This is a genomic window from Vreelandella andesensis, assembly GCF_003989795.1.
GTDB classification, from domain to species: Bacteria; Pseudomonadota; Gammaproteobacteria; order Pseudomonadales; family Halomonadaceae; genus Vreelandella; species Vreelandella andesensis.
Map to the genome: position 1 here is coordinate 90,864 of NZ_RZHG01000007.1, position 14,858 is coordinate 105,721.

Sequence of the window (14,858 nt, forward strand, 5' to 3'; positions counted from 1 at the left end):
CATGTCCAAACAGATGCTGACCGTGGATGGGTTGCAGTACTCCAACTGGTCCCGGGAAATTTTTGAACAGATGCGCGAGGGCGGTGTGGACGCCGTCCACGCCACCCTGGTCTACCATGAAACTCTGCGGGAGACCCTGACACGCATCGGGGAATGGAACCGCCGTTTCGAAGCCCACAGCGACCTGATTATGCCGGTGCAAGCGCCAGGCGATATTCAGCGCGCTCGTGATGCAGGCAAGGTGGGTATCTTTTTCGGTGCCCAGAACTGCTCGCCGATTGAAGACGATATCGACATGGTTGCCGTGCTGCGCCAGTTGGGCTTGCTGATTATGCAGCTCACCTATAACAACCAGAGCCTGCTGGCCTGTGGATGTTATGAAAGCGAAGACAGCGGGATTACCCGTTTTGGTCGCCAGGTGATTCGCGAGATGAATCGGGTCGGCATGGTGATCGATATGTCTCACAGCAGCGAGCGCTCGACCCTGGAAGCCATCGAGATTTCTGAGCGTCCGGTGATCATTTCTCATGCCAACCCCAGCTTTTTCCAAGACGCCAAGCGTAACAAGTCCGACAAGGTGCTCAAGGCGATTGCTGAAAATGATGGCCTGCTGGGCTTTTCCGCCTATCCGTTCCACTTGAAAAACGGCCCTGACTGCACCCTGGAAGACTACTGCGACATGATCGCCCGCACGGTCGACATGATGGGCATTGAGCACGTCGGGCTGGGCACGGACCTATGTCAGAACCAGCCAACCTCGGTGCTGGAATGGATGCGCAATGGCCGCTGGTCAAAAGAGATGGATTACGGCGAAGGCAGCGCCAATAACGCGGGCTGGCCAAAACCGCTGGCGTGGCTGCGCGATAGCCGCGACTTTCCCAATCTGATTGAGGGGTTACGTGCTAAAGGATTCGCCGAGCAGGAAGTCGCCCGCATCATGGGGCGCAACTGGGTCGAATTGCTGGAGCGCTCCACGACGCCTTTGCGTTGATTAACACTAAAAACGCCAGTCACTTTCAAAACGATCCACTAACAATAATCAATAATGAGGTTTTCCATGGACTCTTCCCCTAACACGTCCCAAAACAAGGACAAAGCCTCCGGGCTTGGCAAGTTCGGCGACCCGGTCGTACTCGCGCTGAGTGGCGGTTTTGTGGTTCTTTTTGTATTGCTCTCACTGATCAATATGGAAGGCGTGGCCAGTGTCATTTCCACCGGGTTCGCCTGGACGGCCGCCGTGCTGGGGTCGTATTTTCAGCTGTTTTTGCTGCTAACCTTCTTTATTGCGATTGGTCTGGCGATTTCGCCAGCGGCTAGCGCCAAGATAGGAGGCCTGGACAAGCCGGAGCTGAGTACCTTCAAGTGGCTGTCCATCATCATGTGTACCTTGCTGGCCGGTGGTGGTGTGTTCTTTGCTGCCGGTGAGCCGGTCTATCACTTTGTGGTGACACCGCCTTCATTTGATACTGAAGCCGGTACCGTGGAAGCCATTGCTGGTGCGTTGGCGCAATCTTTTATGCACTGGGGCTTTCTGGCCTGGGCGGTACTTGGCTCGCTGACAGCCATTGTGCTGGCCTACTGGCATTATGAGCGTGGCCTGCCGCTGCAGCCGCGCACGCTGCTCACCCCGGTGCTGGGCGAGCGTTTGATGCGTGGTTGGCTGGGCGGCGTGGTGGATGCCTGCTGCGTGATTGCCGTGGTAGCGGGCACCGTTGGCCCGATTGGTTTTCTGGCCACTCAGGTCAGCTTTGGTCTGCATGAACTGTTTGGTATCAGCGAAGGTTATACGACTCAGCTGGTGATTCTGCTTGTACTGGGGGCGGTCTATGTGACCTCGGCGGCTACCGGTATTCATAAAGGTATTCAGATCCTCAGCCGCTTCAATGTCTTTCTAGCGTTGGCGATTGCGGCGGTGATCTTCGTCTTCGGACCAACGTTGTTCTTCACTAATGCTTACCTGCAAGGCTTTGGCGAGTACATCACCTCGTTCTTCGCCATGGCCACCGTGACCTCGGAAACCGCGCCGGGCTGGTGGATGCAGTGGTGGACGGTGTTCTTCTTTGCCTGGTTTATCGGTTATGGCCCACTGATGGCGATTTTCGTGGCACGTATTTCCCGTGGCCGCACGATTCGCGAGATGATTCTGGCGGTTGCGGTCATGGCGCCGATTGCCACCACCGTATGGTTTACCCTGCTTGGCGGGTCCGGCATCTATTACCAGATGAGCGGCGCCATTGATCTGGCAGAAGCGCTGAATAACTTCCAGTTTGATGTCGCGACTCTGACGGTGGCTCAGGCGCTGCCGGGCGGCGTCTTTATGGCCCTGGCGATCCTGGTGTTGACCACTATCTTCGTGGCGACCACGGGTGACTCCATGAGCTATGCAATTGCCGTGGTATGTACCGGCCACGATGAACCGCATACCGCTGTGCGGATTTTCTGGGGTATCACCATGGCGCTGATGGCAGCCATTCTGCTTTACATGGGGTCCGGGCAGATTGGTGTGTTGCAGCAGTTTATCGTGATCACTGCCATTCCTGTCTCCCTGGTGTTGTTGCCATCGCTGTGGCTAGGGCCAAAAGCGGCGTATGCGATGGCTCGCGAACAGGGGCTGACAACGCGTAAGAAGGTCATTGTTCATGAATAACCGCGATTGGGCGCTGGCACCACTGGCGCCCCTGGCTCTGCGTCCCGCCGACGACGTTATGCAGCTGGAGCGTTTGGGCAGTTTGCACGCCTGTCGGTTGAGCTTTGTGCGTACGCTGATGCGTCAGATGGGGCGTCAGCGTTGGCAAGTCAGCCGGGAACGTTTTGATCTGGATGAAAACGGCTACGGTACGGCCATTTACCGCCTGCAAACGCCTTATGGGCGCTATCACGGCGTCATGTTTGCCCAGGCGTTGGATGAGACGCGCCGTTCTGATCGGGTCATTGCCGACGCCTGGGATGTCACCTTTGGCTTGGTGGAAGGTGACGTTGATGACAGCCTGCTGGAACAAATGGCGGCAAATGTCCCCCTGCAGGAGGCGGGGCGTCAGCATCCGCGCCTACTAGTGCTTTCGCGTGCCAACAAAAGCCTGCGTAACTTTGCTCACTTTGTAGAAGCGCTGGCCAACGGCCAGCAGCCAGACCCCAAGTGGCTAACCCGGGTGGGGTATCTGTATCGCACCACGGCGGTTTACGGCAACGGCAAATTCGGCATTGCCGACTTTGCCCGCCTGCATGAAAACCCGGATTTCCGTCGGCCTTTTTCGCCACAAATGGCAGGCGTTTACCTGCTGCGCCACTTCTCCATCGAACAAGTGGAGCATCTGGCGCGTAGCCAGGCACCGGAAACCGCCTGTGAACTGGCCACCGAGCTGCGCCGCTATTTGGGCATCGGCAACTCCACTGGCCTGGGCATGGCGCCGTTTCTGATCCATCATCCGCAACTGATTGCCCAGTGGGTTCATCAGCGGGAAACAGCGCTGGCGCTGGCCAGGCGTCAGGCACCGACTAGCGAAGACCGCAAACGGCTGATTGCGTTGTTCCGGCGTGCCTTGCAGCATCTGGCTGAAACCGAGACCGAAGACGCCGAACAAAGCGAGCGCAATGCGGAGACCGTGGCCAGCCTGCCCGATGTGCTGGCCTGGCTGGAAAGTGCGCCGCTGGAAGAAGATCTCTGGGCCCAGCTGGTGGCCTGGAGCGAGCGGACGCTATCGCTGGAAGCGCAGGAATTGATCAATACCCTGCTAATTGAGTTGTACCCTGAACTGGCTGACCCGCTGGAAGAGCAGATGGGTGTTACAGAAAACCTCGATCTGACGCCAGACATGTCGCTGATTCATCTTCGCCAGTTGATAGAAACCCACTACAACTGGGCGCTGGAGCATGATTACACCAGTCGAGAAGGCAGTTACTGGTTCTGGTACCGTTCGGCAGAGAAAGAAGAGCCCCGCCTAGGCGTTCGCCATGAAGAGCCTGGCGCCGAGAAGGAAGTGCTGATTGCCATGGGACCAAGGGTGGCTCACAGCCACGCGGCAATCTGTGAGTTCCTTGAAGAAACGCCGCGTGCCAAAGTCGTGGATTTTCTGCTCGCCAAGCCCCGCCACAAAGAAATCATCCGCCGGGTACAGACGCTGGTAAGGGACACCTATGGCGATATTCACGCCAACCTCTGGCATCAGGATATGAAGCCCATGCACCTGCTGCGCACCAAACTGGCGTTTTTCGGAGCCAGCCGGTTTGACCCGAAATCTGATCGCTGGGTGCGTATTACGCTGTTTCAGGGCGCTCCTCTGGTAGAAGAACTTAACGCTGAGCCGGAAGATCTCAGCCACTTTGATGACTGGAGCTTTCCGCTGCAGCCGCAGCTTAAAAACGGCACCGTTGATCCTGCCGGGCTATCGCCCCATGCCGGTTCAGCGGAAATATCTGCAAATTAACCTGCTCGTGGAGAAAGGTTATGAAAGTCTCCTTTAATGAGCTACAGGGGTTGTGCCGGAAAGCCTTTACCGGGATTGGTTTTGAAGACGGCGACGCGGCCGATGCCGCCGACATGGTGGCGTGGATGCAGTGCCACGGGTTTAACGCGATAGACCAGCTCAATCGCGGCCTGGATTTTCTGCTGGAAGAAGACCCCGAAGCGCTCCCCAAAGTAATTTATCAGGACGGCGATTTGGCAGTGCTGGATGGCCATGGTCAGAGTGTACTGCGTAGTATCAGCCTGGCGACGGAGCTGGGGTTTGCAAAGGCCCGCGCACGAGGGCTATCGGTGGTCAAGATTCGCCGCTGCCACAACCGTCAGCTGATCATGGGCTATCTGTCACGCCTGGCCGGGCGCGGTATCAACATTACCGCCTTCTGGCGGAATGCCCAGGAGCCACTAACCGAGCAGGTGGTGGGCTTTCGCGCGGGCCATCCCACGCCGGAAGTGCGCATTTATTCGGTTCGCGATGTGCCGGAAGAAAACGAACCTAACGACGGCATTACCCTGGTGATGGCCAACCACGTCGAACTCCTGCCTTCTCTAGGGGTAGACCATGACCTCAACCTGCTGGCGCGCCATTCGGAATCTGACCTGATGGCCTGCCGGGAACGCTCGCTGCAGGAAGGGATAGATGTCGACGATGCTATCTGGACACGCTTGAAAACCCTGGCGCATCGTATTCTGGTGGAGTCTTCCGAGGCTTCCCGAGGTGGTGCGGGCGCAGGCGTCAACGACAACGATTAATGGATAAGTGAGAGCTCTACCATGATTCAACCGGTAAAAACGGATCTCTACGCGGCAAAGGCCCCACTCGAATGGGCTGTGGTCGGCAATGGTATTTTGTTCACTGCGCAAATTCCCATCGGCGCCGATGGCGCTGTGGTGGAAGGCGGGATTGAAGCACAAACCCGCCAGACGCTGGATAATCTGCAACACACTCTGGAAAGTGCTGGCGCTGGCATGCAGCAACTGACTCAGGTATTGATCTATGTGACTCAGCGTGAAGATCTGGCCACGGTTAATCGTATCTATGCGGAATACGTCACCGCACCTTACCCCAATCGGGCCGCCATTATTGTGTCTGGTTTTGCGCGAGAAGAGATGTTGGTAGAGATGGTTGCCTATGCCGCTGTTTCGGAGATTTTATAATAGGTCGTCATCGGTACAAGCGTTATTTGAAGCGGCCTACGGGCCGCTTTTTAGTGGTGCGATTAAGCATGCTTCTTCACTAACTGCCCGCAGGAAGGTGCTGCCCAGCGATCATCTTCGGTGAAGATCACATCGCAAACGACGGGGGAGTATATGCGCCGCACTTCTTCATCAATGAGTTGGCGTAGCGTGTCTTGATGAGCAAGTGTTGAGTTGTGAAGTGATTTGGGGAGCACCACATGAACCATGATATATAAAAGACGGCCAGGGCGAACCATGCGCACTCGCACTTCTTGGGTATCTATATCCGCAAGCCCGCGAGCGACCGCTTGACGTACTGGCTTGGCAATCGCTTCATCGGGCGTTTTATTGAGCAGTTCCCGCAGTGCCTGAGAGGCCATGCGCACGGGGACGCCAAGGCATAGCAGCACAACGGCCATCACCAGTATTGCGTCGACATAGGGCACGATTACCCGCCAGTCTAACCGTTCAAACAGCATAACTAAGCAGAATGCCGCTAACACGGCCGCCGAAATAATACTGTTTACCAGCCAGTTAAGTTTGTCGGCAGCGACTAGCGGGCTACTCACATGACGCTGACTGCTGTGCATCACCCAAGCGGTGAACGAGCAGGCTACGGTGGCAAACAGTGCGTAGATAACGGCAAGCCCCGCTGAAATCTCCCGCCCACCCGTCAGCAGTGCAGCAACGGCATCCACCAACGCAAAGATGGAAACACCTAATATCAATAACCCTTTGCATAGGTTTACTAACGACTCGAAGTAGCTGTAGCCAAACGGATAGGATTCGCTATCGGGGCGGCTGGCTAGCTTGCTCACCTTAATGGTGACCAGCGCTACGCTAAAGTAGATAAGGTTAAATAAACCATCCAACAAAATAGCCTGGGAGTTAGACGCCAGCGTCGCAGTGATACCTGCACAGCCAATCAGCAGTGCCATAAAAGCGGAAAAAGCTAAGGTGCGGGATTCTGTTTTCACGACCGTTTTGCTCCGATATTACCTATTCAAGAGGCCGGCAAGCATAGCAATATCATTGGTCGCAATGTCAGTGATTTTATTAGCAGCCAGCCCTGGAGCCGCTTGAGGCATGCACCAGGGCTGCGGAAGGTTTAAGGTGCCAGCGAAAATAGCGCTGGCATTATTTCCGCTTCTTTTTGAATGTTGTCATCCAGCGGTGTGTGATAAGTCTTGAGCAGATAGCCCAACACCGTATAGAACCCTACCATAGCGATCAGGTCGATAACGGCCTTGCGCCCAATAGCATCAGCGAGCTTTGCTTCTTGCTCAGGAGACAGCATTCGCTGGTCGAATAATGCATTTACCGCGCTAACAATAAGGCCGTCAACACCATCGGGCATCTCTCTAATCGCATTAATCCGCGCCTCGGAAAACCCTAGGGCGAGGGCTCGGCTGACATGATGCGCCCACTCATAACTCGACTCCATGCGCAGGCTCGCGCGCAGAATTACCACTTCGGTTAATTCTGGCCCTAGCGCATTTTCTTTAACAACATGCTGGCGCAAAGGTGCCCAGGCGTTTAGCAAGGCCGGGTGATGGGCCATGGTGCGATAAACATTGAGCGCACCAGCAAAGTCATCGCGTAAATCGGCGATTTCGGTTGGCCAATCGGCATCAGAGATCGGTGGGCAGGGAGAGGGCGTCATGGGTGAGCTCCATTTAGATAGGGTTCGTGCCATCACTCGGCGATGGCGGCGTTGATGGCGTCGGCAAGGCGCTCAATGATCAGATCGACGTCATGTGGGGCAATGATATAAGGCGGTGCCAACAGGATATGGTCACCGTGAACGCCATCAATAGTGCCACCCATTGGGTAGCTAATTAGGCCCCGTGCCATGGCTTGTCGCTTAATCTTGGCGTGAATTTTTCGGCTTGGATCGAAAGGCGTTTTAGTGTCACGGTCGGCTACAATTTCGATACCGCGAAATAATCCTCTTCCGCGGATGTCGCCGACGTGGGGAGAAGCACCGAGAACGGCTTCCAAGCCGCTCTGTAATTTCGCACCCATGGCATTAACGTTAGCCATTGTTTCGGGGCGGGCAATAATTTCAACGACTTTATTGGCAGTTGCGGCGGCAACCGGGTGGCCAATGTAAGTATGCCCGTGCTGAAACAAGCCCGAACCGTTGGCAAAGCTGTCATAAATTTTTTCCGACAACATGACCGCGCCAATCGGTTGATAACCGCCACCCAGGCCTTTGGCTATCGTGATGATATCCGGGATGACATCATCTTGCTCGCAAGCGAAGACAGTGCCGGTGCGCCCCATGCCACACATCACTTCGTCTAGGATCAGTAATACCCCATATTTGTCGCAAATCTTACGCACGCGCTTAAAGTAATCAGCGACAGAAGCAACAGCGCCAAGGGTAGCACCTACGACGGGCTCGGCAACGAAGGCCATGACCTCTTCAGGGCCAAGTTCGAGAATTTTCGCTTCGAGTTCGTCTGCCAGCCGAGCGGCATAAGCCTCCGGTGATTCATCAGCGCCTTTATCGCGATAGGCATAGCAGGGAGAGACGTGGTGAGTTTCAGGCAAAATGGGCTGAAACTGTTTGCGCCGCATGGCATTGCCACCCGTTGCCAACGCACCAATGGTGTTGCCGTGGTAACTCTGGCGCCTAGCAATGATATGCCTACGCTGGGGAGCGCCAATTTCTACAAAATATTGCCGAGCCATTTTCAGCGCCGCTTCAACGGCCTCTGATCCGCCCGACACCAGATAGACGTAATTCAGCCCTTCGGGGGCTAAGTCGACAAGCTTCTCGGCAAGCGCTTCGGCAGCGTCGGTGGTGAAAAAAGATGTATGGGCGTAACAGAGGTTATCGATCTGAGCGCGCATCGCCGCTAATACTTCTGGATGGGCATGCCCCACACTGGTGACTGCAGCACCTCCCGAGGCATCCAAATACTGGCGCCCGTTGGTGTCTGTGATATAGACGCCTTGGGCCGATGCGGCATGGGGTAGGGTTGGGCCGATGCTGCGATGAAGAATACGAGTCATGAAAGCGGTTCCTTATAGTCACCAAGCGATGTGAGCACGCCATGATGATCAGATTGGCACAACCTCGCCGATAAATGCAACAAATGAATCATTTATGTTTATCTTAAAACATATAGATCATTGTTTTTTGAGAACAGTAACGTTTAAATCGGATGCTGTTTTAGCAAGCCGTATAAGAGGCAACACACATGCCGCAGCGCGACCCTTTAAGGGAACAGATTATCGCCCAGTACGATGCTATGTCGCCGCAGCTTCAGCAGGCAGCCCGCTACGTGCTTGAACACCCGGATGAAGTGGCACTGGTTTCTATGCGTGAATTAGCGCGCCATGCAGCAGTGCAACCCGCCACCATGACTCGGCTGGCAAAGTTCTTGGGAATGCAGGGGTACGATGATATCCGAGAACATTATGTGGCAGCGCTGAGGCGGGGAAGTGATGGGTTCGCCGCGAAAGTTCGCCAGCGGGGCGACGTTGCCCCAGAGACGGTCAATGAGAATATCGCTGCGCATATGCTTCAGGGGCTGAGTGCTCAGATGACCAAGCTCTGTGAACCCGACTCGCTACAGCGGCTGAAAGCCATTGCTCATACGCTGGAATCGGCGGGAAAAGTGTATGTGCTAGGGTTGCGCTCATGCCATTCCGTGGCGTGGCATTTTCATTATGTGATGTCATTGTTGGGTGATCGCTCAGTTCACCTAGACGGACCCGCGGGAACGGGTGGCGATGGGCTAATTCGTGCCACACTCGAAGATGTCTTGTTTGTTGTTTCAGTTAAACCTTATGCCGTCGCGACGCTGGAGCTTACCCAGTTGGCAAAAGACAAGGGGCTGACGATTGTGTCTATCACCGATAGCGAAGTATCGCCGCTGGTAGGCATGTCGGATCAGACGATTTTTTGCCCCACTGAAAGTTACAGCTTCTTTCATACATTAACGCCCGCCTTAGCCATCTCTGAGGTACTTTGCACCTTACTGGCAGAAGATGACCGACCAAAAGCGTTAGACGCTTTGCAGCAGGCGGATGAACATTTCTTGAGCTTGAACACCTATTCAGCCACTATTCCGCGGCGGGAGTGACGTCATCGAAAAGCAGGTATCTTGACTCTCTCAGCCAAGCAGCGACTCAGGAAAATGCTACTAGGCCAGCTTTCAGAGTGATTGGCTAGCATCGGTGGTGGCGTGCTCGCGCGCTCAGCTGGCCTTTGGTACTCAGCGCAGAAGCTGTATTTTATAACTAAAATCATTACTTGAAGAGGAACGACCAAATGCGTGCGCTAAGCAAACAACTAACCCAGAAATGGCCTGAGGCCTTGATGCGCCTTAGCCAGCGGGTTTTAGCGTCCTTTGGCCGCGAATCAGCCACGCATTTACGCCTTCCTCTTAGTGGTGAATGCCGCTCTGGAACGGTGTATTTAGTCGGTGCAGGAAGTGGTGATATGGAGCTGCTCACCCTGAAAGCTGCGCGGCTGCTGATGCAGGCCGATGCAGTCGTCTATGACCGCTTAGTGGGTGACGATGTGCTGGGGCTCATACCGCCAGGCACCGAACGCTATTATGTGGGGAAAGCACGCGGCCATCATAGTGTGCCCCAGGCTGAGATAGGCGCGCTGGTCGTCTCACTGGCACAGGCAGGTAAGTCGGTTGTGCGTTTGAAAGGCGGCGATCCAGGTGTGTTTGGGCGCATGGGTGAAGAATTGAAGGCGTTAGCGAAAGCTTCAATATCAGCCGAAATAGTGCCTGGCATTACCGCTGCCTCGGCAGCCGCTGCGGGCATGGGAATTCCGCTAACCGACCGTGGCCACGCCCAACAGCTGCGCTTTATTACTGCGCAGCTGTGCCGGGAAGGCGGCACGCCGGATTGGGCATCCCTTGCCCGTCAGGACGAAACCTTGGTGTTCTATATGGGACTTTCCAAAGTAGCTGCTATCTGCCATGGCCTTCGCCAGGCGGGGCTGCCGGATACGTGGCCTATCATGCTGGTAGCAAACGCTAGCCAGCCTGAACAGCAATCCTTGGTGAGCACGTTGGCGGATATGCCCAGGCTGCTCGCTGCTCAACCATTGCCCTCGCCGTGCCTGATCATGGTGGGCAGCGTAGTGAGCATGGTGGCAGAAAGCCCTGTTGCAAACACGTTAGTCACTTGCGGTGATCAGGGGGCATCGTAAGGTGCCCGGAACTTGGCCAATCTAATTTGGTCCCATAAATGGCGAGAACAATAGCGTCGCCTCGTTAAGCGTTTGTTAACGTTTTTTTTAAAGACTCAGGAGTACGATGTGAAAAAAGGCAAGATACGCGATAACGCGCTAAAAGCGCAGCTGCGAACGCCCATGTTCAAAATGCAGCAGCAAACACCAAAAAAAGGCAAAGGTAGCTATTCCCGCAAAGGTAGCTCTAACAAAGTTTGCTCTCACAAAGGTAATATGGCGGGACGAGGGCATCGCCAAGCCGCCTAAGCAGGCGCTTTGGCGATGCCTTCCCAGGCATTATACTGCCCGACCTTTGTACCGAGCAGCTCTCATCAGCTTGGCTGACCTACTGGGTCGGCTTTTTTATTGATAGCCTTCTGCCTGAAGGTTAAACAACAACGCATATTGGCCATTCGCTGCTAGCAGCGTTTCATGGGTGCCGCGTTCAATAATTGTCCCTTGGTCAATCACAATAATTTGGTCGGCGCTGCGCACCGTCGAGAAGCGGTGGGAGATTAAAATCGTCATTTTATCGCGGCTATGCTCGCGGAAACGAGCGAACACTTCTGCTTCCGCTGCGGCATCCATGGCAGCAGTTGGCTCATCTAACACTAAAATGTCAGCATTTTTTCGCATATAGGCGCGCGATAGGGCTACTTTCTGCCACTGACCGCCTGAAAGTTCCTGGCCATTTTTAAACCAGCGGCCAAGCTGGGTTTGGTAACCCTGTGGCATGCGGTCGATAAAACTATCGGCCATGCCATCGTGGGCAGCTTGCTGCCAGCGTTGCTCGTCGCCAAAGGCATGCGTATCACCAACGCCCAAGTTTTCACCTACGGAAAGCTGATAACGTACAAAATCCTGGAAAATAACCCCAACCCGTTCCCGTAATGCCTGAGTATTCCAGTGATTAAGGTCGCTGCCGTCTAACAAAATTCTTCCCTTGGTGGGGCGATAAAGCCGTGTTAAGAGCTTAATTAGCGTGGTTTTTCCCGAGCCGTTTTCGCCAACGAGCGCAATACTTCTGCCTGGGGCTAAATGCAGCGAAATATCGTGCAATACTTCGCTGCCACCAGGGTAAGAAAAGCTGACGTGCTCAAAGCGAAGCCCGTCTCCTGGTGTGGTGCCCTGGGTGAGCTGGCCTTCTTCCGTTTCCGTTGGTTGCTCCAGGTATTCGTAAAGATTCGATAAGTAAAGGTTATCTTCGTACATGCCGCTGACGGCCGTCAGGCTTGCCGATAACGCTCCTTGGCCCTGTTTAAATACCATTAAGTACATGGTCATTTGGCCCAGGGTAAGTGCCCCTGCCACTGTTTCGACCACCACCCAGCCGTAAGCGGCGTAAAACGTGAGCGTGCCCAGCAAGCCGAGGATAAATCCCCAGCTTTCCCGGCGTAGCGTTAGGCGGCGGTCTTCGGCAAATAGACGAGTAAAAATATCTCGGTAGCGCTGTAGGAAAAGGCCTTCTAGGCCAAACAGCTTTACTTCTTTAATACTGTCTTCCCGGGCGAGCACGGTTTCTAGGTACATCTGCATGCGGGTTTGCGGAGAACGCCAGCGAAACAACCGGAAGGCATCGCCGGAAAATTTAGCTTCTGAGAGAAATACCGGCAGCGCTCCCGCTATCAGTATCAATATCGCCCATGGCGAGAATTGCACCAGTAGGAATCCAAAACTGACCAGCGAAATAGCATTCTGTAGCAGCCCAAAGGTTTTATTTACCAGGGCAAGCGGGCGTGTAGATGCTTCGCGGCGTGCACGAGTGAGCTTGTCGTAAAGTTCGGAGTCTTCAAACTGACTGAGTGATAACGTGCCGGCTTTCTCTAAAATCATTACATTGACTTTCTGGCCTAACAGCGCACGCAATAGCGATTGCTGGGCTGACAGCCCGCGCTGAGCCAGGGCAATAAACGCAATAATCAATCCTTCCAGAGCCACTAAGCCTAATACCGGGGTGAGCGTTTCCCAAAGATTAGGTGAGCTAGCTGCCTGATAGCTTTCCATTGCCGCTACGACGCCATCCACAATCAGTTGGCCGACCCAAGCGGCAACCGCAGGCAGCACCCCAGCTATCAAGGTGCATATCGCTAAGCCTAGCATCATCCAGCGCGAGGTTTCCCACACCAGCGCAAGCGCCCTCCGACTATAGCGAAACACACTAAAGAAACCACTGAAAGGGGAGTGAGGGGGTGCAGAAGAGGGTGGTGTCATTGGTCAGCAACATAACCTGTAAAAGTGGCTAACATGATGAGGTGCTTTAACGTTGATAGCCAGCCTACTATTTATGCGGGATTGCTCAGTAGTAGGCATGGAAGCACTTTTTTAGAAAAAACTGTTTTAGGAAGCGCGGTATTGAACAGCACGGTGCTGGAAACACAGTGTTGAAAGGTGTTCTAAAGAGGCAACACCGCACCGTCGGTGCGAGGTTCAGTGCCGCCTTGCAGAACCCCAGTGTCTGGGTCGCGAATGATAATTTGACCGCGGCCAAAGCTGATCGAATCGGCTACTTTCACAATGTGATGCCCGCGTCGTGCCAACGCTAGGGCAAGGTGATTAGGAAAGTCGGCTTCAACCTCAACCGTTTTGCCTTTTGTCCACTTCCAGCGCGGCATATCCAATGCGGCTTGCGGGTTTAAGTGGTCTTCCAGCATGGCCGTGACTACCTGTAGCTGGCCTTGGGGCTGCATATAGCCTCCCATCACGCCAAACGGGCCTACGGCTTGGTTATCCTTGGTGATAAACCCTGGAATAATTGTGTGATAGGTGCGTTTTCCGGGGGCCAAGGCATTGGCATGCTGAGGATCAAGGGAGAACGACCAACCGCGGTTCTGCAGGCTGATGCCAGTGCCGGGCACCACCACGCCAGAGCCAAAGCCTTCAAAATTACTCTGTATAAACGACACCATGTTGCCGTCGTTGTCGGCGGTAGCAAGATAGACAGTGCCGCCTTGTAATGGGTTGCCATGGGCAGGGTCGACGGCTTGCTCGCCAATTAGCGCGGCGCGGGCTTTTAAGTAGCCATTATCTAGCATTTGTTCGGTGCTAGGGGCCATTTCTGCACGCTCGGTGATGTGCTTGAAACCATCCATATAAGCCAGTTTCGTGGCTTCGATGCGGCGGTGGAGGGTCTCTATGGTATCACCTGGACACGCTTCTAAATGTTCTAGCATACCGAGCGCTTGGAGCACGATCATACCGCTGCCATTGGGGGGAATTTCCCAAATATCGTGTCCTTTATAGCGAACGCTAATGGGGTCTACCCACTCGGGTTGATAGCTCGCAAGATCTTCTTTGCGCAGTAAGCCGCCATGCTCTCGAGAAAACGTATCAATGGCATCTGCCAGTTCGCCTTTATAAAAAGCGTCTGCTTTAGTGTCAGCAATGACTTTTAAGCTTTTTGCGTGATCAGGTGACGACCACAGCTCACCAGGATGAGGGGCGCGACCATTTGGCGCGAAAGTATCGAACCAGGGCTTAAAGGTTGCGTCGGAGTAAGTGGCATAGTTGTGGAAGGCGTGTTGCCACATTTGATGTATAACGGGCGTTACCGCAAAGCCTTCTTCAGCCAAGGCGATGGCTGGGGCTAGCAATTGCGCAAACGGTAACGTACCAAAACGCTCAGAAAGCGCTGCCCAGGCGGCCGGCGCGCCAGGCACGGTTACAGGCAGCATGCCGTGGTTAGGCACCGCGTCGAGCCCTAGCGACTTAAAGGCATCGATAGACGCGGCTTGAGGAGCAGGGCCACTGGCGTTAAGGCCATGTAATCTGCCATCAACCCATACAATGGCGAAGGCATCGCTACCAATACCGTTTGAGGTCGGCTCCACCACGGTGAGCGCCGCCGCCGTGGCAATGGCAGCGTCAATGGCGTTGCCACCTTGTTGTAAAATGTTGATACCTACCTGAGCAGCCAGAGGCTGAGAGGTCGCGACCATACCGCGTTTGCCAAACGTTGCCATGCGACGTGAAGCGCTTGGGTAAAAGAGTGCATCGTTTTGCATAGGGGGTCTCGCG

13 protein-coding genes are annotated in these 14,858 nt (G+C 54.7%); 8 read left to right on the top strand and 5 right to left on the bottom strand.

The annotated features are described in order from the left end of the window. Position 1 precedes the first annotated feature (1 nt). From ELY33_RS02935 to ELY33_RS02955, 5 genes are all read left to right on the top strand, one after another. Complete coding sequence (locus ELY33_RS02935; protein WP_208644197.1) at positions 2-991, top strand: dipeptidase; 990 nt, start codon at positions 2-4, stop codon at positions 989-991. Positions 992-1,057: 66 nt separating this feature from the next. Continuing rightward, on the top strand, positions 1,058-2,647 hold the full coding sequence (locus ELY33_RS02940; RefSeq protein WP_126943703.1) for a BCCT family transporter: 1,590 nt from the start codon (positions 1,058-1,060) through the stop codon (positions 2,645-2,647). Beyond that, a complete protein-coding gene (locus ELY33_RS02945; protein ID WP_126943706.1) occupies positions 2,640-4,424 on the top strand; it encodes a hypothetical protein in 1,785 nt (594 codons plus the stop codon). Before ELY33_RS02940 ends, ELY33_RS02945 begins: the two co-directional genes overlap by 8 nt. 20 nt (positions 4,425-4,444) lie before the next feature. Then, the gene (locus ELY33_RS02950) at positions 4,445-5,212 is read left to right on the top strand and encodes a DUF3726 domain-containing protein (RefSeq protein WP_126943709.1); all 768 of its coding nucleotides are present in this window, start codon (positions 4,445-4,447) and stop codon (positions 5,210-5,212) included. Positions 5,213-5,233: 21 nt separating this feature from the next. Further along, positions 5,234-5,617: a RidA family protein gene (locus tag ELY33_RS02955; protein ID WP_126943712.1), complete on the top strand. Its 384-nt coding sequence runs from the start codon at positions 5,234-5,236 to the stop codon at positions 5,615-5,617. Positions 5,618-5,679: 62 nt separating this feature from the next. Here ELY33_RS02955 and ELY33_RS02960 read toward each other — a convergent pair whose 3' ends face one another. The 3 genes from ELY33_RS02960 to ELY33_RS02970 all read right to left on the bottom strand — a co-directional run bounded on the left by ELY33_RS02960 (position 5,680) and on the right by ELY33_RS02970 (position 8,659). Next, positions 5,680-6,615 carry a cation diffusion facilitator family transporter gene (locus ELY33_RS02960; RefSeq protein ID WP_126943715.1) on the bottom strand — a complete coding sequence of 312 codons (936 nt, stop codon included), beginning with the start codon at positions 6,613-6,615 and terminating at the stop codon, positions 5,680-5,682. 131 nt (positions 6,616-6,746) lie between these two features. Beyond that, a complete protein-coding gene (locus tag ELY33_RS02965; RefSeq protein ID WP_126943718.1) occupies positions 6,747-7,301 on the bottom strand; it encodes a carboxymuconolactone decarboxylase family protein in 555 nt (184 codons plus the stop codon). A gap of 32 nt (positions 7,302-7,333) precedes the next feature. Further along, positions 7,334-8,659, bottom strand: coding sequence for an aspartate aminotransferase family protein (locus tag ELY33_RS02970; protein ID WP_126943721.1), 1,326 nt, complete (start codon positions 8,657-8,659; stop codon positions 7,334-7,336). 188 nt (positions 8,660-8,847) lie between these two features. On the opposite strand from ELY33_RS02970, the gene ELY33_RS02975 reads away from it, so the two are divergent. The 3 genes from ELY33_RS02975 (at position 8,848) to arfA (ending at position 11,111) form a co-directional block, all read left to right on the top strand. Beyond that, complete coding sequence (locus ELY33_RS02975; protein ID WP_126943724.1) at positions 8,848-9,735, top strand: MurR/RpiR family transcriptional regulator; 888 nt, start codon at positions 8,848-8,850, stop codon at positions 9,733-9,735. 188 nt (positions 9,736-9,923) lie between these two features. Further along, entirely contained in the window at positions 9,924-10,823 is a 900-nt protein-coding gene (gene cobA / locus ELY33_RS02980; RefSeq protein ID WP_126943727.1) for a uroporphyrinogen-III C-methyltransferase, read from the top strand. Positions 10,824-10,931: 108 nt separating this feature from the next. Then, positions 10,932-11,111, top strand: a complete 180-nt coding sequence (gene arfA / locus ELY33_RS02985; protein ID WP_126943730.1) for an alternative ribosome rescue factor ArfA — start codon at positions 10,932-10,934, stop codon at positions 11,109-11,111. Positions 11,112-11,207: 96 nt separating this feature from the next. Here the strand turns inward: arfA and ELY33_RS02990 are convergent, their stop codons facing one another. Further along, positions 11,208-13,055: an ABC transporter ATP-binding protein gene (locus ELY33_RS02990; RefSeq protein ID WP_126943733.1), complete on the bottom strand. Its 1,848-nt coding sequence runs from the start codon at positions 13,053-13,055 to the stop codon at positions 11,208-11,210. Positions 13,056-13,237: 182 nt separating this feature from the next. Further along, positions 13,238-14,845, bottom strand: coding sequence for a gamma-glutamyltransferase family protein (locus tag ELY33_RS02995; RefSeq protein ID WP_126943736.1), 1,608 nt, complete (start codon positions 14,843-14,845; stop codon positions 13,238-13,240). Positions 14,846-14,858: the final 13 nt, after the last annotated feature.

Coding starts and splice junctions, on each gene's coding strand:
- ELY33_RS02935 (WP_208644197.1), top strand. CDS start 2: ATGTCCAAACAGATGCTGACCGTGGATGGGTTGCAGTACTCCAACTGG.
- ELY33_RS02940 (WP_126943703.1), top strand. CDS start 1,058: ATGGACTCTTCCCCTAACACGTCCCAAAACAAGGACAAAGCCTCCGGG.
- ELY33_RS02945 (WP_126943706.1), top strand. CDS start 2,640: ATGAATAACCGCGATTGGGCGCTGGCACCACTGGCGCCCCTGGCTCTG.
- ELY33_RS02950 (WP_126943709.1), top strand. CDS start 4,445: ATGAAAGTCTCCTTTAATGAGCTACAGGGGTTGTGCCGGAAAGCCTTT.
- ELY33_RS02955 (WP_126943712.1), top strand. CDS start 5,234: ATGATTCAACCGGTAAAAACGGATCTCTACGCGGCAAAGGCCCCACTC.
- ELY33_RS02965 (WP_126943718.1), bottom strand. CDS start 7,301: ATGACGCCCTCTCCCTGCCCACCGATCTCTGATGCCGATTGGCCAACC.
- ELY33_RS02970 (WP_126943721.1), bottom strand. CDS start 8,659: ATGACTCGTATTCTTCATCGCAGCATCGGCCCAACCCTACCCCATGCC.
- ELY33_RS02975 (WP_126943724.1), top strand. CDS start 8,848: ATGCCGCAGCGCGACCCTTTAAGGGAACAGATTATCGCCCAGTACGAT.
- cobA (WP_126943727.1), top strand. CDS start 9,924: ATGCGTGCGCTAAGCAAACAACTAACCCAGAAATGGCCTGAGGCCTTG.
- ELY33_RS02990 (WP_126943733.1), bottom strand. CDS start 13,055: ATGACACCACCCTCTTCTGCACCCCCTCACTCCCCTTTCAGTGGTTTC.
- ELY33_RS02995 (WP_126943736.1), bottom strand. CDS start 14,845: ATGCAAAACGATGCACTCTTTTACCCAAGCGCTTCACGTCGCATGGCA.